This window comes from Micromonospora solifontis, assembly GCF_003725545.1.
In the GTDB taxonomy this organism is placed as follows: Bacteria; Actinomycetota; Actinomycetes; order Mycobacteriales; family Micromonosporaceae; genus Micromonospora; species Micromonospora solifontis.
In genome coordinates this window covers 43,018-59,916 of record NZ_RJLN01000033.1, presented here as the reverse complement: position 1 = coordinate 59,916, position 16,899 = coordinate 43,018, and the positions used below count along the sequence as shown (strand labels likewise).

Here is a 16,899-nt window from a genome sequence, read left to right as displayed (position 1 = left end):
TACGCCGGAGCAGATCACCGACCCGGAGTACGCGACCCTGGCGTTCGAGAAGGGTCTCAAGCAGGTCGACGGGTGGCAGGACATGCCGCTGACCGAGGCCGCGCAGACCGTGCAGGTGTCGGCCTACCCGGACGCGTACGCGCAGTGGGAGCAGCAGGCCGCCGACATCGTCGCCCAGCACTGGAACAGCTGACCATGAGCAACACGCTGGCCGGCACCCCGAACCGGGGTGCCGGCCAGCGGCGTTTCGCCCCCTGCGAATCGCAAGTTGCCGAGATCGCAACAGAGGTGGGGACCCCGTCCGGGTGAACCGGACGGGGTAGTCGCGGTGCGGTCGTCGGGGGCCGGAGTTGGATTCGGGCATGGACGAGGTGGACGCCGAGGAGCTGCGGCGGGCGTACGAGGCCGTGCTGGCGGAAGTGGACGCGGGCGGCTTCGGCCCGCCCGAGGACGGGGAGCTGAGCGCCGAGCAGATCGTCGCGCACCTGGCCGCCAACGACGAGCTGATGAGCGAGGCGACCGAGGCGGTGCTGGCCGGATCGCCGTTCGCGTACTACGACCTGGAGACGATCCACCGGCCGCAGCTCGACGCGCTGGTCTCCGAGTGCGGTGGGCTGGACGGGCTGGCCGCCCTGCTCCGGGCCACCAGCCAGAAGCTCTGCACCCTCGCCGAGCGGCTCGGCCCGGCGGCGGAGGCCCCGGTCGACACCGTGCTGCGGGAGGGCTTCGACCTGGACGTGGACGAATCGCTGCCCTGGGGTCGAGCCCTGGACCTGCACGCCCGCGTCCACCTGCCGATGCACCTGGCCCAGCTGCGCGCCCTGCGCCGGCAGCCGCACCTCGCCTGAGCCGCACCTCGGCTTAGCCGCACCTCGCCCCGAACCGCACCGGCCCGGTCGGGCCACCCGAGCTGACCGCCACACCCGCCGTCAGGCGCAGGCGCAGCCACCAACCGCCAGCCGGACTCGCCGCACCGGCGACGAGCAGCCGCCGCTGAGTCGTCCGTCAGCGGGCTGCCGCCGCCTCCGGGGTGCGGCGGAACGTCCGCCGGTACGCGGTGGGGGCGACGCCGACGCGCTGGTGGAAGTGCTGCCGGAAGGCGGCGGTGGTGCCGAACCCGGCGTGCCGGGCGATCTGGTCGACGGTGAGGTCGGTAGTCTCCAGCAGCAGCCGGGCGTGCTCGGTGCGCTGCTGGATCAGCCACTGTGCCGGGCTGAGCCCGGTCTCCGAGCGGAAGTGCCGGGTGAACGTCCGTACGCTCATCCGCGCGTGCGCGGCCAGGTCGCGCAGGGCGACGGGTTCGTGCAGCCGCTGCCGGGCCCACTCCCGGGTGGCGGCGGTGCCGGCTGCCGCGGCCCGGGGCACCGGGCGCTCGATGTACTGGGCCTGGCCGCCGTCCCGCCACGGCGGCACGACGCACCGGCGGGCGGCCCGGTTGGCCACCTCGCTGCCGTGGTCGCTGCGGATGACGTGCAGGCAGAGGTCGATGCCGGCGGCCACCCCGGCCGAGGTGAGCACCGCGCCGGTGTCCAGGAAGAGCACCTCCGGGTCCAGCTCGACGTCCGGGTGCAGCCGGCGGAACCGGTCCGCGTACGCCCAGTGGGTGGTGGCCGGGCGGCCGTCGAGCAGGCCGGCGGCGGCCAGCACGAACGCGCCGGTGCAGATCGACATGATGCGTACGCCCCGCTCGTGGGCCGCCCGCAGGGCCGCCACCACCTCCGGGTCGAGCGTCCCGTCGGTCATCGGCGGGCCGCCGTGCAGCCCGGGGACGATCACGGTGTCGGCCTGGTCCAGCAGTTCCAGCCCGTGGTCGGGCAGCACCTGGAAGCCGGCGGTGCTGCGTACCGGGCGACCGCCCGGGGTGCAGGTCTCGACGGTGTAGAGGGGCGTGAGGTCGTCGGTGCGGGCGCAGCCGAACACCTGGGCCGGGGTGCCGAGGTCGAGGCCGACCACGTCGTCGAGGGCGAGCACCGCGATCCGGTGCGGGACGAGCGTCATGGCCCGATTATTGCGCATGCTGGCTTTCCGGCCACTCGTCGGACGGTCCGCCGCCGCCGAGACTCGGAGCGTGACCCGACACCGTCTGCATCCGGCCTGGCTCGTGGCCGGCGTCTCCTTCGTCGCGCTGGTCGGCGCGGCCGGCTTCCGCGCCACCCCCGGGGTGCTGCTGCACCCGCTGCACGCGGAGTTCGGCTGGCCGCTCGCCACCATCTCCGCCGCCGTCTCGGTCAACCTCATGCTCTACGGCCTCACCGCACCCTTCGCCGCCGCGCTGATGGACCGTTTCGGCATCCGCCGGGTGGTGGCCGCCGCGCTGGTGCTGGTGGCCCTCGGCAGCGGCCTGACCGTGGCGATGACCGCGAGCTGGCAGCTGATCCTCTGCTGGGGCGTGCTGGTCGGCCTCGGCACCGGCTCGATGGCGCTGGCCTTCGTGGCGACCGTCACCGGGCGCTGGTTCGTCCGCCGTCGCGGCCTGGTCACCGGGGTGCTCACCGCCGGTGGGGCCGCCGGGCAGCTGGTCTTCCTCCCGCTGGTCGCCGTGCTGGTCCGCGACCACGGCTGGCGGGTGGCGGCGCTCGTCGTCGCCGGGGCCGCGCTGGCGGTCGTACCCCTGGTGGTGTGGCTGCTGCGGGAGCACCCGGCCGACCTCGGCCTGCCCGCCTACGGCGCCGAGGAGGTGACGCCGCCGACGCCGCCGGCCGGCGGGGCGGCGGCCCGGGCGGTCGGCGCGCTCACCGCCGCCGCGCGGACCCGGCCGTTCTGGTTGCTCGCCGGCGGGTTCGCGATCTGCGGCGCCACCACCAACGGCCTGGTCGGCACCCACTTCGTGCCGGCCGCGCACGACCACGGCATGCCGGAGACGACCGCCGCCGGCCTGCTCGCCCTGGTCGGCCTCTTCGACATCGTCGGTACGGTCGCCTCCGGCTGGCTCACCGACCGGGTGGACAGCCGGCTGCTGCTCGGCGCCTACTACGCGCTGCGCGGCGCCTCGCTGCTGGTGCTGCCGGCCCTCTTCGCCGGTTCCGCCCGGCCGAGCATGCTGGTCTTCATCATCTTCTACGGCCTGGACTGGGTGGCGACCGTGCCGCCGACGGTGGCGCTGTGCCGGGAGTGGTTCGGCGCGTCCGGCGCGGTGGTCTTCGGCTGGGTCTTCGCCGCCCACCAGGTCGGCGCGGCCCTCGCCGCGACCGGCGCCGGCCTGGTCCGCGACCGGCTCGGCGACTACGCTGTGGCCTGGTACGTGGCCGGCGCGCTGTCGATCGGGGCGGCCGGACTCTCGCTGCTGCTGCGCCGCCGGGCCGACGAGCCGTCGTTCGTGCTGCCCGTCGCCGCCGGCCGCCGGGCCTGGAGCTACCGGGGCTAGGCGGTCAGCCGGCGGTCCACTGCTGCTCGGGCGCGCCGGTGCAGGGGGCCTGCACGATCTTGGTGCCGGGCTGGGTGCCGGCGCCCTCGGGCTGCGCGCACTTGCCGCTGTGCACCGCGACCAGCAGCACCGCGCCCGGGCCGGCGGGCTGCAACCGCCACTGCTGGTTGCCCTGCCCGTGGCAGGGGAACTGCTGGAGCTTGGCGCCGTCGTCGGTGCTGCCGCCCTCGACGTCCAGGCACTGCCCGTACGCGACCACGGTGAGCGCCACCGCGTCCGGGGCGAGTTGGCTGGCCGTCCACTGCTGCTCCGGCCCCCCAGTGCAGGGGGCGAGTTGCGCCTTGGCCTGCTGCTGGTCGCTCTCCAGCCCGAGGCAGAGCCCGGAGGGCGCCGAGCGGACCACCTTCGGCCCGGCCGCCGGCGCCGCCGGTGTGGTCGGCGCGGCGGTGGGTGACGGCGCGGTCGTGGTCGGCGCGGCCTGCGTCGTCGGCGCCGTCGTGCCGGTCGGGGCCGCGCCCGACCCGCTGGCGGCCGCCGCCGGCACCACCGGACGCCCGCCACCGGCGCCGAGCACGCCGGTGGCGAAGAAGAGCCCCACGAGTACGCCGGCGGCCGCCACGCCCAGGGCGACGCGCATCAGCGGGTCCTGCGGCAGGCGGGCGCGGCCCGGGCGGCGGGCGCCGTAGACGGTGCCGGGCGGGTCGGTGTGCGGGTCGGCCATGGGGGCATCCTGAACCACCGCGTCCGTCGATGACCAGTCGCCTCGACGGAGCGTGACTCAGTCGACGACCTTGACGTCCTTCCAGAAGGCCACCCGGTCGCGCACCATCTCCGCGTCCGGCTTCGGGTCCGGGTAGTACCAGACGGCGTCCTCGCTGGTCCGGCCCGCGTGGTCCAGGGTGTAGTAGGAGGCGGTGCCCTTCCATGGGCAGACGGTGTGGGTGGCGGAGTCGCGGATCACGTCGTCGCGCAGCGCCGTACGGGGGAAGTAGTGGTTGCCCTCGACCACCACGGTGTCGTCACTCTCCGCGATGACCAGGTCGTTCCAGACGGCTTTCGGCATGCCTGCCACGCTATGCCGGTCCGGCGCCGACGGCCACCGGTCAGCGGTTCGGCTCCGGATCGGTGACGTCGGCCACGGTCGCGTCCAGAGTGGCGATGGCGGTGTCCGCGTCGACCGCCACGGCCACCCCGTGTTCGCCGGCGCCGAGGGTGATCTCGCGGCCGCGCAGCCGCTCGTCGGCGACGACCGGCCAGGCGGTGGTCGAGCCGAACGGGGTGATGGTGCCCCGCTCGTAGCCGGTGGCCGCCTTCGCCGCCGCCGCGTCCGGCATGGACATCCGGCTCACCCCGAGCAGCGCGCGCAGCTTGGGCCAGGAGATCACCCGATCGCCGGGGGTGAGCACGAACAGGTGGTCGTCCTCGCCGCGCCGGACCACGATGGTCTTGACCACGTCCGGCACCTCGACGCCGCGCGCCTGCGCCGCCTCGGCGAGGCTGCGGACCGGACCGTGCCGGATGACCCGGTACGGCAGTCCGGCGGCGTCGAGGGCGGCGAGCGCGGGGGAGGACATGACGGCCACCGTAACGCGGCCGTCGGAAGCCGGACGCGAAACCGCCACTGTGGTCGACCCGCCAATTGTCGTACCCAGGCGTAAGGTGATCTCATGCACGCTGTCCGTGATCATGAACGGGCGGTGGACACGCTGCGACGTTCCTACGCCGCGGTGCCCGCCGGGGAGCCCGTACGGCTGGCCAAGCAGACCTCCAACCTGTTCCGCCCCCGATCCGCGCCCCGCACGCCGGGGCTGGACGTCAGCGGCCTCACCGGGGTGCTCGCCGTCGATGCCGACGCCCGCACCGCCGACGTGCAGGGCATGTGCACGTACGAGGACCTGGTCGACGCGACCCTGCCGCACGGGCTGATGCCGCTGGTGGTGCCGCAACTGCGCACCATCACCCTGGGCGGCGCGGTGACCGGGCTGGGCATCGAGTCCACCTCGTTCCGCAACGGCCTGCCGCACGAGTCGGTGCTGGAGATGGACCTGCTCACCGGGGCCGGCGACCTCATCACCGCCCGGCCGGAGGGGGAGCACGCCGAGCTGTTCCGGGCCTTCCCCAACTCGCTCGGCAGCCTCGGCTACGCCACCCGGCTGCGCATCGAGCTGCAGCCGATCCGCCGGTACGTGGCGCTGCGCAACATCCGGTTCACCCGGCTGGAGGAGTTGACCGACGCGATCGGTGAGGTGATCACCAAGGGCTCCTGGGAGGGCGACCCGGTCGACGCGATGGACGGGGTGATGTTCAGCCCCGGCGAGGCGTACCTGGTGCTGGGCACGTTCACCGACGACGCCGCCGGCCACCCCAGCGACTACACCGGCCAGGACATCTACTACCGGTCGCTGCGCCGGCGCACCCGGGACGTGCTCACCGGGTACGACTACCTGTGGCGCTGGGACACCGACTGGTTCTGGTGCTCGGCGGCGTTCGGCGTGCAGCACCCGGTGGTCCGCCGGCTCTGGCCGCAGCGCTACCGGCGCAGCGACTTCTACCACCGACTGGTCCGGCTGGAGCACCGGCACCAGGTGGCCGCGCGGATCGACCGCTGGCGTGGCCGGCCGGCCCGGGAGCGGGTGGTGCAGGACGTGGAGATCCCGCTCGACGGCACCGCCGACTTCCTGCGCTGGTTCGCGAAGAACGTGGGGATGACCCCGGTCTGGCTCTGCCCGCTGCGGCTGCGCGAGCCGGCCGGCCCCGGATCGGCCAGGACCTGGCCGCTGTATCCCCTCCAACCGGGCGAAACCTATGTGAACATCGGTTTCTGGGGAAGCGTGCCGATCGCCGAGGGCGCCGCCGACGGCGACGTCAACCGGGAGATCGAGCGCGCGGTGTCGGAGGCGGGCGGGCACAAGTCCCTCTACTCCGACGCGTACTACGACCGCGCCTCGTTCGACCGGCTCTACGGCGGTCCGGCGTGGCAGGCGGTGAAGGACCGTTACGACCCGGACCACCGGCTCACCGGACTCTATGAAAAGGCGGTAGCACGGCAATGAGCCTGATCGACCGTGAACAGGGGGCGGCTGACGCCCCGTCCAGCCCGCCGGCGGGAGGCCGGCGCACGGGCCCGACCGTCGCGGACGTGGTCCGCGCGGTGACCACCGGCCCGCTGCCGGTCCGCGTCACCGGCTACGACGGCAGCGCCGTCGGTCCCACCGACGCGGGCATCACCCTGTCCGTCCGCTCCGAACGGGGCCTGTCGTACCTGCTCACCGCTCCGGGCGACCTCGGCATGGCCCGGGCGTACGTCAGCGGCGACCTGGGCCTGGACGGCGTGCACCCGGGTGACCCGTACGAGGCGTTGCGGGTGCTCAAGGACGAGATGCCGCTGCGGATGCCGCCGGTGGCCGAGGCGCTTGCCCTGGTGCGGGGGCTGGGCTGGGAGCGGCTGATGCCGCCACCGCCTCCGCCGCAGGAGTCCGCGCCGCGCTGGAAGCGGGTGATGAACGGGCTGCGCCACTCGCGCGCCCGGGACAGCAACGCGATCTCCCACCACTACGACGTCTCGAACGCCTTCTACGAGAAGGTGCTCGGCCCGTCCATGACGTACACCTGCGCGGTCTTCCGCAGCCCGGAGGACACCCTGGAGGAGGCGCAGCGGGCCAAGTACGACCTGGTCGCCGGCAAGCTCGCGCTCAAGCCGGGAATGCGCCTGCTCGACGTCGGCTGCGGCTGGGGCGGCATGGTCCGGCACGCGGCGCGCGAGTACGGCGTCAAGGCGCTCGGCGTGACCCTGTCGAAGGCGCAGGCGGAGTGGGCGCAGGCGGCCATCGAGCGGGAGGGCCTCGGTGAGCTGGCCGAGGTGCGGCACCTGGACTACCGGGACGCCCCGCGCGAGCAGTTCGACGCGATCTCCTCGATCGGCCTGACCGAGCACATCGGGGTGCGTAACTACCCGGCATACTTCGGCGCGCTGCGCAGCCGGCTCAAGCCGGGCGGCCGGCTGATGAACCACTGCATCACCCGGGCCGACAACCGCGCCCCGCACCGCTCCGGCGCGTTCATCGACCGGTACGTCTTCCCGGACGGTGAGCTGGCCGGGCCGGGCCGGCTGATCAGCGAGATCCACGACGCCGGGCTGGAGGTGCACCACGAGGAGAACCTGCGCCAGCACTACGCGCTGACCCTCGCGGGTTGGTGCCGCAACCTGGTCGAGCACTGGGACTTCTGCGTCAACGAGGTCGGCCAGGGCACCGCCCGGGTGTGGGGCCTCTACATGGCCGGCTCGCGGCTGGCCTTCGAGCGCAACGGCATCCAGTTGCACCAGGTGGTCGCCACGCACAACGGGCCGCAGGGGGTCAACGGTTACCCGCTGCGCCCCGACTGGACGCCCTGACCGGCTGACCCACGACGAAAGGCCGCGCGATCCGCGCGGCCTTTCGTCGTGCTCGGATTTTTCCGATCGTCCAGTCAACCTTCGGGTGGTGCCCGTCGTCCTTGGTGGCGACGAAAGGAGAGCCGGTGTGGCGGAGGAAGCGCTTCGAGGGGCTGGACGTCCTCGTCGCGGAACGCGGCGATGCGCTGCTCGCGACGGCGGTGCTGCTGACCGGTAGCCGGTCGGCCGGGGAGGACCTGGTGCAGGCGGCGCTGGAGCGGCTGATGCGGAACTGGGGCCGGGTGCATGGCGACAAGGAGGGCTACCTGCGCCGCACCCTCTACCACCTGGCGGTTGACCGGTGGCGGGTGCGCCGGCGTCGGCCGGAGGTGCTGACCGCGATCGAGCCGCCGGGCCAGGTGGACGGTACGGAGGCACTGCACCTGCGGCAGGCGTTGATTCAGGCGCTGGGCCTGCTGCCGCCCCGGCAGCGGGCCGTGCTGGTGCTGCGCTACTGGGAGCAGCTCAGCGAGGCGGAAGCCGCCGAGACGCTGGGCTGCTCGGTCGGCACCGTCAAGTCGACCGCCTCCCGGGGGCTGACCCGGCTACGTGAACTCACCGCGGACTGGGCGCTGGAGGGCGCCGGCATGAAGGGAGCGGCACGATGACCACGGACCTGGAGGATCAACTCATCGCCGGGATGCGGGACGAGGCTGCCGGCCTGACGTTCCGCCGGGACGTGCTGGGCGACGCCACCCGCCGGCACCAGCGACGCACGATGGTGCACCGCTCCGCGTATGCGGCCGGGGTGGCCGGGGTGGCCGGGGCGCTGGCGGCGGCCCTGACCGTCGGTGCGGGGGGCACCGCCGGCTCGCCGGGGCCGGTCGCCGAGCGGCCCGCGACCGCGGCGAGCCCGGAGTCGCCGCAGATGCGGCTGGCCGCCGCTGCGGCGGCCAGCGAGAACATCAGTTACCGGGTGAAGGTCACCACCACGAACAAGGACAAGCTTCCGCCGCGGGGCGAGCTGCCCGAGCCGGTGGCCAGGACCTGGGTGACAACGGGCGCGTTCGATCCGGCGACGGCCACCGGCTACCTGGACTCGCCGAACACCGGGCTGCGTCCGCCCATGTCGATCGGTTGGCTGAAGGAACGCCTGGTCGAGGGCGTCCTGTACCACGGCGGCCTGGACGGCGCCGACCCCGACAGCGGAAGGGTCGTGTGGTCCCGGGATCCGGAGGGAAGGCAGACGAGCTTGGACTTCGATGACGCGCTGGGTGGCAGGCTGGGCACCTCGACGGATCCGCAGCAGCTGTTCCGGATGTTGCGGCAGGCCGGCGCCCAGGTGACCCAGAACCCCGGCGGCGGCTACCACTTCGAGGTCACCGTGCAGGATTCGTCCCGAGGAGTTGCTGCCGACAGGCTGGTCGGTGACGTGACGGTCGATGCGGACGGCCGGATCAAGACGGTGGCGTACGACCGTGCGGCGCGATGGAACGCCAGGGGCCCGGAATTCACCTATCACCTGCACGTGCTGGTGGAACTCTCCGACTACGGCCTGCCGGTGCAGGTCGAGGCGCCGGCGAACGCCATCGTCATCGGCAAGTAGGCGGGAAAGGCCGCGCCGACCGCGCGGCCTTTCCTCGACCCTGTTGACAAATAAGTTTTTTACGTACAAGATGATTTTTGCCATGAGAGACGTCGTGTACCTGGAAGAGCGCGAGCAGGCCGAGGCCCTGCTCAAGCCGCAGCGCATCGAGGTGCTGCGGCAGCTCGCCGAGCCCCGCACCTGCACCGAGGTCGCCGCCCGGCTGGACCAGACGCCCCAGCGCGTCTACTACCACGTCAAGCAGCTGGTCGCGGCCCGCCTGGTCGAGCAGGTCTCGACCCGCAAGGTGCGCGGCATCAGCGAGGGCATCTACCAGGCCGTCGCCCGGTCGTACTGGCTCTCGCCGAGGCTGGTGGGACGGATCGGAGGTGCCCGCCGGGCCCGCGACGAGCTGAGCCTGGGCTACCTGCTCGACCTCATGGAGGAGGTCCAGGCCGACATCGCCGCGCTGGACCGCACCGCGCCGGAGCTGCCCTCGATCGGGGTGTCCGGCGAGATCAGAGTGCCGGCCGAGCGCCGGCAGGAGTTCCTGCACGACCTGCAGACGACGCTGCAGGACCTGTTCACGCGCTACGGGGGCGCCGAGGGGGATGCCTTCAAGCTCGCTGTGGCGTGCTATCCGAAAGGTGACGACCGTGAGTGAACCGCTGACCGTCCGCGTCCGTCTCGCCGCCCCCGTCGACGCCGTGCGTCACGCCCTGACCGACCCCGCCGAGCTGCGCGTCTGGCTCGCCGAGCACGCCGAGGTCGAGCTGCCGCACCGGTACGAGTTCTGGGGTCGCTACACCCCCGAGGGGGACGCGCCGCACCAGCGGCTGCTGCACGCCGACGAGCGCTCGCTGCGCTTCGCCTGGACGCTCGACGGCGTGGAGACCACCACCGAGTTCGAACTGGCGCCCGACGGGGAGAACACCCTGCTCACCCTCCGGCAGAGCCACTTCGACTTCGCCGAGGCGATGAGCGGCAGCACCATCCGCGGCGTGCTGCAGACCTTCTGGGCCCTGTCGACCGCCAACCTCGCCAACCGCCTGGAGGGCAGGCCGCTGCTGCCCCGCACCGACTTCACCTCGGCCGACCTGCGCGCCGAGCTGACCATCGACGCCCCAATGGACCGGGTCTGGGCCTCGCTGACCGACTCGGAGCAGGCCAGCGCCTGGTTCGGCTACCCGATCGGGATCGAGCCCTGGGTCGGCGGCCGGTACGCCATGGGTGGCTTCGAGAGCGGGTACGCGGCCAAGGTGGTCGACCTGGAGCCCGGCCGGAAGCTCTCCGTCGACTGGGGACCCGTCGGAGTCAGCACCTGGGAGCTGGCCGAGTCCGCCGGGAAGACGAGGTTGACCATGGTGCAGAGCGGCTTCGACGAGGGCAACCCTCCGTACGCGGCGTGGTGCGGCAACGTCGCCGGGCTGTTCGAGCTGCGCCGCTTCCACGAGATGGCCGACTGGCAGCCGATCTGGCTCGCCGAGGAGCTGCCGACCGGCGCCTGAGCCGGCCTCGCCGTGGCCGAGCCGGCCCTGTGGGTTCGAGCGACATGTCTCAGAGACATGATTACGTCGCTTAGACATGTCGCTCTCCGGCAGTCGGCCGCCCGAACCGGGCGGACCTCCGACCTACGCACCGGACAGCTCGGCGGCCCGGCGCAGGAGGGCGCGGCGCTCCGGCTCGGAGCGGACCGCCTCGGCGGCCGCCCGGAACAGGGCGGCGCCGCGTACCGGGTCGCCGAGGCGGACGGTCAGCTCGGCCTCCGCGGCCAGCGCCGGCGGGTAGCCGTCCAGGGCGCCGCCGGCGCGGGCCTCGGCGAGCAGGTCCAGCCCGCTGCGCGGGCCGTACGCGTAGCCGTGGGCCACCGCCCGGTTGAGCCGGACCACCGGGGTGGGACGCAGCCGGGCCAGCTGGTCGTAGCAGCGGGCGATGGTCGGCCAGTCGGTGTCCGCGGCGGTCGGGGCGGTGGCGTGGCAGGCGGCGATCCGGGCCTGGAGGGCGTACGGGCCGTCGCCCGCGCCCTCAAGCAGGGCGACGCCCTCGGCGACGGCCCGCCGGTCCCACCGGGAGCGGTCCTGCTGCTCCAGGGTGAGCAGGTTGCCGTCAGCGTCCCGGCGGGCGGCCCGGCGGGAGTGGTGCAGCAGGAACAGGGCGAGCAGCCCGGCCACCTCCGGCTGCTCGGGCATGAGCGTGTGCAGCAGCCGGGCCAGCCGGACCGCCTCGGTGGCGAAGGCGGGTTCGCCGTCGGCCTCGTACCCCCGGGTGAAGAGCAGGTAGAGCACGGCCAGGACGCCCGGCAGCCGCTCGACCAGCGCGGGCCCGGTCGGCACCCGGTAGGGGACGCCGGCGGCGGCGATCCTCGTCTTGGCCCGGGTGAGCCGGCGGGTCATCGTCGACTCGGTGACCAGGAAGGCGCGGGCGATGTCGGCGGCGGGCACGCCGGCCACGGTGCGCAGGGTCAGCGCGACCCGGGCCTCCAGGGCCAGCGCCGGATGGCAGCAGGTGAAGATGAGCCGCAACCGGTCGTCCACCACGTCCCCTCCCGTCGGCCGGGGCTGTTCCGGGTCGGTCAGCAGGGCCAGTTCGCGCAGCTTGCGGCGCTCCACGGCGGCCCGGCGCAGCACGTCCAGCGCCCGGTTGCGCGCGACGGTCATCAACCAGCCGCCCGGATTCCCCGGCACGCCGTCCCGGGGCCAGCGCTCCAACGCCGCCGCGAGGGCCTCCTGGGCGCAGTCCTCGGCGAGCGTCCAGTCCCCGGTCACGCGGATCAGGGCGGCCACGATCCGCGGGTACGCCTCGGCACCCGCGTCGGCGACCGCCCCGGCCGCATCGGTCACCGGGTCAGTCCACCAGGGGGCGCAGCTCGATCCGCCCCCCGTACGCCATCGGGTGGGCGCGGGCCACCTCGATCGCCTCGTCCAGGTCGGCGCACTCGAGCAGGTCGAAGCCCACGATCACCTCCTTGGTCTCGGCGAACGGGCCGTCGCTGAGCAGCAGCTCGCCGTCGCGGATCCGGACCGTGGTGGCCGCCGACGGCGGCGCGAAGACGCTGCCCGTCACCCGCTGGCCGTTGGCGTCCCGCTCGGCCACCCACTGCTCGATGTCGGGCGCGGCATCGGGGTTGCGGTCCGGCTCGGTGTCGGTGCAGACGAACATCATGTACTTCATCGGTTCTCTCCCTCGGTCGTGCTTCCATCCAGCGTGACGAACGGGGCTGGCGCATCCGGACAGCAGCCGGCGGAAAAATTCGTGGGTGTGCGGCGGGCCCGGCCGGGGTACTGCCGGGCGATGTTCCTCATCTTCCCGGTCGGCTGAGCATGGCCCGGTTCCTCTGCTGGCTGATCGGCCGCCAGCCGGTCCCGCCGCCGTCCGCACCGGTGCACACCGTCTCCCGTCCGCCCTGCACGCCCGGCCGCCGGCACCGCCGCCGCACCCGGCCGGCGGCGGGCGCCCAATCCCCCCGCTCACCCTGGAACCGCTCCGCCGGCCGCTGACCGGCATGTGATCTTCGACCCGCCACCGGATCCGTCCCGACCTGCGCCAACTAGGCTCGGGACGCCGTCCTAACGGGGAGAATCGTTGCGCAATCACCCGGCCGTCGTGCTGGCGGCCGTCCTGCTCTCCACCATCGCGTTACCGGTCTCGCTGACCGGCGCGTCCGTCGCGCTGCCGGACATCGGCCGGGATCTGCACGCCGACCTGGCCGGCGTGCAGTGGGTGGTGAACGCCTACAACGCCACCTTCGCCAGCTTCATGCTCGCCACCGGCGCCCTCGCCGACCTGCTCGGCAGGCGTCGGGTCTACGCCGTCGGCGTCGCCGTCTTCGCCGTCGGCGGCCTGCTCGCCGCGCTCGCCGACAACGTGCTGCTGCTCGACCTGGCCCGGGCGCTCGCCGGGATCGGCGCGGCGGCCGCGGCGACCAGCGCCTCCGCCCTGCTCGCCGGGGCCTTCCAGGGCCGCGCGCGGGCCCGCGCCTTCAGTCTCTTCGGTACGGCGATCGGCGTCGGCCTGGCCTTCGGCCCCTCGGTCGCCGGCCTGCTCATCGAGGGCTTCGGCTGGCGGGCCGTCTTCGCCGCCCCGGCGCTGGCCACCTGCGCGGTGCTCGCCCTCGTGCCGCTGCTGCCGGAGTCCCGCCAGCCGCATCCCGGGCGCGTCGACTGGCCCGGCACCGTCTCCTTCACCGCCGCGCTGCTGCTGCTCATCTTCGGTTTCGTGCAGGGCCCCGCGTACGGGTGGAGCGCCCCGGTCATCCTCGCCGCGTTCGTCGCCGCCGCCGCGCTGCTGGCCGCCTTCGTCCGGGTGGAGCGTCGCCGCGCCGACCCGATGTTCGACCTGAACCTGCTGGCGAGCCCCCGGTTCCTCGGCATCTGCCTGGCGGCGGCGACCATCGTCGCGGTGCTGGTGCCGCTGCTGGTCTATCTCCCGGCGTACCTGACCACCGTGGTCGGGCTCAGCCCCGGCGCGGCCGGCGCCACGCTGATCCTGCTCACCGCCCCGACCCTGGTGCTGCCGCTGCTCAGCGGCGCGCTGACCCGGCTGGTCCCGGCCACCGCGGTCACCGTCGTCTCGGTGCTGCTGGTCGCGGCCGGCGCGGCCTGGGCGACCGGGCTCGGGCCGCACGCGAACACGGCCACCCTGGCCGGTCCACTGCTCACCATCGGGTGCGGGGTGGGACTGTCCATCGGCCTCCTGGACGCCATCGCGATCGGCAGCGTCGCGCCGTCCCGCGCGGCCACCGGGGCCGGGATGATCAACACGGCCCGGCTGACCAGCGAGACGGTCGCCATCGCGGTGGTCGGGGCCGTGCTGGCCAGCACCACCGCCGGCCGGCTCGCCGATCCCGGGTTCACCGGCGGCCTGCGTACGGTGCTGTGGTCGATGGCCGGGCTGGCGCTGGTCGCCGCGGTGGCCGTCGCCGTGCTGGTCCGCCGCGCCGCGGTGCGCCCCGAACCCGAACCGGTTGCCGTCGGCTGAGCGCCGACACGGGCCGGATCGCCGGGTACCGCCTATCCTGGCGGATCATGACGGACACCGCGCAGCGCCTGGCCGAGATCCGGGGTGGCGTGCCGCCCCGGCGGCACAACGCCCGGACCATCGCCGCGCTGACCGGCAACCCCGGCTGCACCCGCCGGGCCGTGCTGGACAGCGCCGGGGTGGACAAGCCGAAGCTGGCCGAGCGGATCGGCTTTCCGGCCCGGTTCGGCCAGTCCCGCTTCGCCATCACCCGGGGCAACGCGTTCGAGGCGCAGGTCAAGGCCGACGGCGGGGTGGAGCTGCTGCGGCTGGTCGCGGAGCGGCTGGGCGTACCGGTGCCGGCCGGGGCGAGCTGGACGGATCTGGGTGGCGACGAGGACCGGCCGGAGCGGTCCCGGGCGGCGCTGACCGCACCCGGGCAGGGGGCGGCGCTGTTCGACCATCCGCTGCTCGGGCTGGACGTGGCGGGCCGGCGGGTGCACCTGGAACCCGACCTGGTGGCCGCCCGGCTCGGTGGCCGGTTCCACGTCGTGGAGATCAAGTCCTTCCCGGTGATCGACGGCCAGGCCGACCCGGCGAAGGTCTCCGCCGCCGCGATCCAGTCCGCCGTCTACGTCCTGGCCCTGCGGGAGCTGCTGAGCACGGCGGGCGGTGACCCGGAACTGGTCTCGCCCGAGGTGGTGCTGGTCTGCCCGCGCGACTTCACCAACCAGCCGGTCGCCAGCCTGCTCGACGTGCGTCGGCAGCTGCTGGTGCTGCGCCGCCAGCTCGACCGGATGGCCCGGATCGACGACCTGCTGGCCGCCGTGCCGGCCGGTTTCACCGCCGATCCGGCCGCCGACCCGGCCGCGCTGCGGGAGGCGCTGTCCACCGTGGCGGCCCGCTACGCGCCCGACTGCCTGGCCGCCTGCGAGCTGGCGTACTTCTGCCGGCACGAGGCGCGCGGCCAGACCGCCGCCCTGGGCCGACCGGTGCGCGAGGCGCTCGGCGGCGTCGACGGCGTCGACGAGGTGCTCGCTCTCGCCGCGGGGGAGCGCGCCCCGGAACCGGAGCAGGGGGAGGCCGCGGCGCTGCTGCGCGCCGCCGCCCGCCTGCGCGCCGACGCCCTCGCCGGAAACCCGTCGTGAGTACGCTGCGCGCCCTGGCCAAGGCGCAGGCGGTCGCCGCCGGGGTGGCCCAGCCGGTGGCCACCGTCCGGCACCTGCACCTGTCCGACCGCCCGCTGGTGCTGGTGCCCCTGGCCATGGCCGGTGAGGCGAACGCCCCCCTCGCGGCCCTGGTCGGGGCGGCGCCCGACGAGGCGCGGCTGCTGGTCGTGCCCCAGCCGCGCAACCGTGAGCAGCGGCTCGCGTTCGCCGCCGAGCTGGCCGAGGCGGTGCTGCCGCACCTCGAGTCGTTCCGGGGGGTCAGCGAGGCGGTGCCGGTCGACCGGGGCAGGGACGTGCGCTACCGGTACGTGGACGCCCCGCAGCTGATCGTGCCCAACCCGGCCGGGATCACCTTCCTGCGGCTGCTCGGCCGCTCCACCCGGTTCCGGCGCCCCGACGGGGAGTATCCGGTGCACCCGTCGGTGCCGCTGCTCGGCCGGTGGCTGACCTTCTTCGCGGAGCGCGCCGAGCATCCCGGCTCGGCGGCCCTGGTCGCGCTGACCGAGGCGCTGACCCTGCACTGGGCGACCGGGCAGAGCGCCGTGGAGGACCTGCACCTGCCGGCCCTGCTCGGCTGGCTCGACCCGCCACCCGGGACGACCGGGGCGGAGGCGGCCGCCCGGGCCGAGGACCCGCAGACCTGCCCGCCGGCCGGCCCGGCCACCGACCCGGACTTCGACAACCACCGGCTCGCCCCGGCGATGGCCGCGTACGCCGAGGCCGAGGACGACCCGGTGGCCCGCGCCGAGGCGTACGCGGAGCTGGAGCGGCTGCTGCGCGGCCAGCTGGAGCCCACCTGGGAGCTGATGTGGCGCGGCCTGGGGTTGCTGCGCGCGCTGCCGCCCGGGGCGCGGGTGGCCGGCCGCTGGGCCGGTGACCGGGACGCGTTCACCGGCTACGCCGAGCACGTGGATGCCGGTGGCGGGCCGCAGCCGCGCCGGGACGGGGCGGTGGCGGCGGCGGTGCGCCTGCACCGGCTGGAACGGGCCCTCGCCTCCTACGCGGTGCAGCGCGCCTACGACGACCCGCTCGTCATGGCCGAGCACCGGCTGACCGGGGAGGCGTTCGTCGGGGACGTGACGCTGGCCGATCCGAAGCGGGTGGACGACAGCGGCAAGCGGCCGGTGCTGCGCCCTCGTATTCAGGTGGTGACCACCGAGCCGGTGCTGGTGCCGGTCGGGGCGACGCTCTACTCGCCCGCCCGGCCGGCGCAGAAGGCGAAGGTGGTCTTCGTGACCCCGGCGGCGGATGGCAAGACCGAGGTGGTGCTGGAGCTTTCCGGCGGGATGGGGCGAGGGCTGACCGCGCCGCCGGGCAGCGTCCCGGAGGTGGGGGAGCGGCTCTGCCTGACCACCCTGTCGGACGCGTACCTGCCGGCCGGGAACTTCCCCGCGCCGGAGGAGACCCCGTGGACGCACGGCGGCCCGCCGGCCGAGGCGGTGTAACGAGTGGG

General features: G+C 74.3%; 17 protein-coding genes and 1 pseudogene. 12 read left to right on the top strand and 6 right to left on the bottom strand.

Going from position 1 to position 16,899, the window contains the following annotated elements; translation table 11 throughout:
* A pseudogene (locus tag EFE23_RS14000) lies at window positions 1-193 on the top strand (hypothetical protein); the annotation flags it as partial.
* 169 nt (window positions 194-362) lie between these two features.
* Window positions 363-848, top strand: coding sequence for a hypothetical protein (locus tag EFE23_RS13995; protein WP_204335125.1), 486 nt, complete (start codon window positions 363-365; stop codon window positions 846-848).
* 157 nt (window positions 849-1,005) lie between these two features.
* Here EFE23_RS13995 and EFE23_RS13990 read toward each other — a convergent pair whose 3' ends face one another.
* Entirely contained in the window at window positions 1,006-2,016 is a 1,011-nt protein-coding gene (locus EFE23_RS13990; protein ID WP_123241356.1) for a GlxA family transcriptional regulator, read from the bottom strand.
* A gap of 52 nt (window positions 2,017-2,068) precedes the next feature.
* Here EFE23_RS13990 and EFE23_RS13985 point away from each other — a divergent pair, with 52 nt between their 5' ends.
* On the top strand, window positions 2,069-3,364 hold the full coding sequence (locus tag EFE23_RS13985; protein ID WP_123241360.1) for an MFS transporter: 1,296 nt from the start codon (window positions 2,069-2,071) through the stop codon (window positions 3,362-3,364).
* Window positions 3,365-3,368: 4 nt separating this feature from the next.
* Here the strand turns inward: EFE23_RS13985 and EFE23_RS13980 are convergent, their stop codons facing one another.
* The 3 genes from EFE23_RS13980 to EFE23_RS13970 are packed head-to-tail and all read right to left on the bottom strand — an operon-like array spanning window position 3,369 to window position 4,938.
* Window positions 3,369-4,085: an RICIN domain-containing protein gene (locus tag EFE23_RS13980; protein ID WP_123241355.1), complete on the bottom strand. Its 717-nt coding sequence runs from the start codon at window positions 4,083-4,085 to the stop codon at window positions 3,369-3,371.
* Between the two features lie 57 nt (window positions 4,086-4,142).
* A complete protein-coding gene (locus EFE23_RS13975; RefSeq protein WP_123241354.1) occupies window positions 4,143-4,427 on the bottom strand; it encodes a DUF427 domain-containing protein in 285 nt (94 codons plus the stop codon).
* A 40-nt stretch (window positions 4,428-4,467) separates the two neighbouring features.
* Entirely contained in the window at window positions 4,468-4,938 is a 471-nt protein-coding gene (locus EFE23_RS13970; protein ID WP_199737070.1) for an aminoacyl-tRNA deacylase, read from the bottom strand.
* A 93-nt stretch (window positions 4,939-5,031) separates the two neighbouring features.
* Between EFE23_RS13970 and EFE23_RS13965 the strand changes: the two genes are divergently transcribed.
* The 6 genes from EFE23_RS13965 (at window position 5,032) to EFE23_RS13940 (ending at window position 10,829) form a co-directional block, all read left to right on the top strand.
* Entirely contained in the window at window positions 5,032-6,417 is a 1,386-nt protein-coding gene (locus EFE23_RS13965) for an FAD-binding oxidoreductase (protein WP_123241353.1), read from the top strand.
* Entirely contained in the window at window positions 6,414-7,757 is a 1,344-nt protein-coding gene (locus tag EFE23_RS13960) for a class I SAM-dependent methyltransferase (RefSeq protein WP_123241352.1), read from the top strand. Before EFE23_RS13965 ends, EFE23_RS13960 begins: the two co-directional genes overlap by 4 nt.
* A gap of 125 nt (window positions 7,758-7,882) precedes the next feature.
* Window positions 7,883-8,404 carry a SigE family RNA polymerase sigma factor gene (locus EFE23_RS13955; protein ID WP_233600976.1) on the top strand — a complete coding sequence of 174 codons (522 nt, stop codon included), beginning with the start codon at window positions 7,883-7,885 and terminating at the stop codon, window positions 8,402-8,404.
* Window positions 8,401-9,342 (top strand): hypothetical protein, encoded by a 942-nt coding sequence (locus EFE23_RS13950; protein WP_123241351.1) that lies wholly within the window; start codon window positions 8,401-8,403, stop codon window positions 9,340-9,342. The genes EFE23_RS13955 and EFE23_RS13950 overlap by 4 nt, the downstream gene beginning before the upstream one ends.
* Before the next feature lie 82 nt (window positions 9,343-9,424).
* Window positions 9,425-9,985, top strand: a complete 561-nt coding sequence (locus EFE23_RS13945) for a winged helix-turn-helix domain-containing protein (protein ID WP_123241350.1) — start codon at window positions 9,425-9,427, stop codon at window positions 9,983-9,985.
* Complete coding sequence (locus tag EFE23_RS13940; protein WP_123241349.1) at window positions 9,978-10,829, top strand: SRPBCC family protein; 852 nt, start codon at window positions 9,978-9,980, stop codon at window positions 10,827-10,829. Before EFE23_RS13945 ends, EFE23_RS13940 begins: the two co-directional genes overlap by 8 nt.
* Window positions 10,830-10,952: 123 nt before the next feature.
* On the opposite strand, the gene EFE23_RS13935 is transcribed toward EFE23_RS13940, so the two are convergent.
* Complete coding sequence (locus EFE23_RS13935) at window positions 10,953-12,161, bottom strand: RNA polymerase sigma factor (RefSeq protein WP_123241348.1); 1,209 nt, start codon at window positions 12,159-12,161, stop codon at window positions 10,953-10,955.
* A gap of 4 nt (window positions 12,162-12,165) precedes the next feature.
* Window positions 12,166-12,492, bottom strand: coding sequence for a YciI family protein (locus tag EFE23_RS13930; protein ID WP_123241347.1), 327 nt, complete (start codon window positions 12,490-12,492; stop codon window positions 12,166-12,168).
* A 411-nt stretch (window positions 12,493-12,903) separates the two neighbouring features.
* Between EFE23_RS13930 and EFE23_RS13925 the strand changes: the two genes are divergently transcribed.
* The 3 genes from EFE23_RS13925 to EFE23_RS13915 are packed head-to-tail and all read left to right on the top strand — an operon-like array spanning window position 12,904 to window position 16,891.
* Complete coding sequence (locus EFE23_RS13925; protein WP_123241346.1) at window positions 12,904-14,298, top strand: MFS transporter; 1,395 nt, start codon at window positions 12,904-12,906, stop codon at window positions 14,296-14,298.
* 47 nt (window positions 14,299-14,345) lie between these two features.
* Entirely contained in the window at window positions 14,346-15,425 is a 1,080-nt protein-coding gene (locus tag EFE23_RS13920) for a hypothetical protein (RefSeq protein WP_123241345.1), read from the top strand.
* Entirely contained in the window at window positions 15,422-16,891 is a 1,470-nt protein-coding gene (locus EFE23_RS13915) for a hypothetical protein (RefSeq protein ID WP_123241344.1), read from the top strand. Before EFE23_RS13920 ends, EFE23_RS13915 begins: the two co-directional genes overlap by 4 nt.
* Window positions 16,892-16,899 lie beyond the last annotated feature (8 nt).

Excerpts from the sequence above, each read along its gene's own strand:
- EFE23_RS13995 (WP_204335125.1), top strand. The coding sequence starts at position 363 with ATGGACGAGGTGGACGCCGAGGAGCTGCGGCGGGCGTACGAGGCCGTG.
- EFE23_RS13990 (WP_123241356.1), bottom strand. The coding sequence starts at position 2,016 with ATGCGCAATAATCGGGCCATGACGCTCGTCCCGCACCGGATCGCGGTG.
- EFE23_RS13980 (WP_123241355.1), bottom strand. The coding sequence starts at position 4,085 with ATGGCCGACCCGCACACCGACCCGCCCGGCACCGTCTACGGCGCCCGC.
- EFE23_RS13975 (WP_123241354.1), bottom strand. The coding sequence starts at position 4,427 with ATGCCGAAAGCCGTCTGGAACGACCTGGTCATCGCGGAGAGTGACGAC.
- EFE23_RS13970 (WP_199737070.1), bottom strand. The coding sequence starts at position 4,938 with ATGTCCTCCCCCGCGCTCGCCGCCCTCGACGCCGCCGGACTGCCGTAC.
- EFE23_RS13965 (WP_123241353.1), top strand. The coding sequence starts at position 5,032 with ATGCACGCTGTCCGTGATCATGAACGGGCGGTGGACACGCTGCGACGT.
- EFE23_RS13960 (WP_123241352.1), top strand. The coding sequence starts at position 6,414 with ATGAGCCTGATCGACCGTGAACAGGGGGCGGCTGACGCCCCGTCCAGC.
- EFE23_RS13950 (WP_123241351.1), top strand. The coding sequence starts at position 8,401 with ATGACCACGGACCTGGAGGATCAACTCATCGCCGGGATGCGGGACGAG.
- EFE23_RS13945 (WP_123241350.1), top strand. The coding sequence starts at position 9,425 with ATGAGAGACGTCGTGTACCTGGAAGAGCGCGAGCAGGCCGAGGCCCTG.
- EFE23_RS13930 (WP_123241347.1), bottom strand. The coding sequence starts at position 12,492 with ATGAAGTACATGATGTTCGTCTGCACCGACACCGAGCCGGACCGCAAC.
- EFE23_RS13920 (WP_123241345.1), top strand. The coding sequence starts at position 14,346 with ATGACGGACACCGCGCAGCGCCTGGCCGAGATCCGGGGTGGCGTGCCG.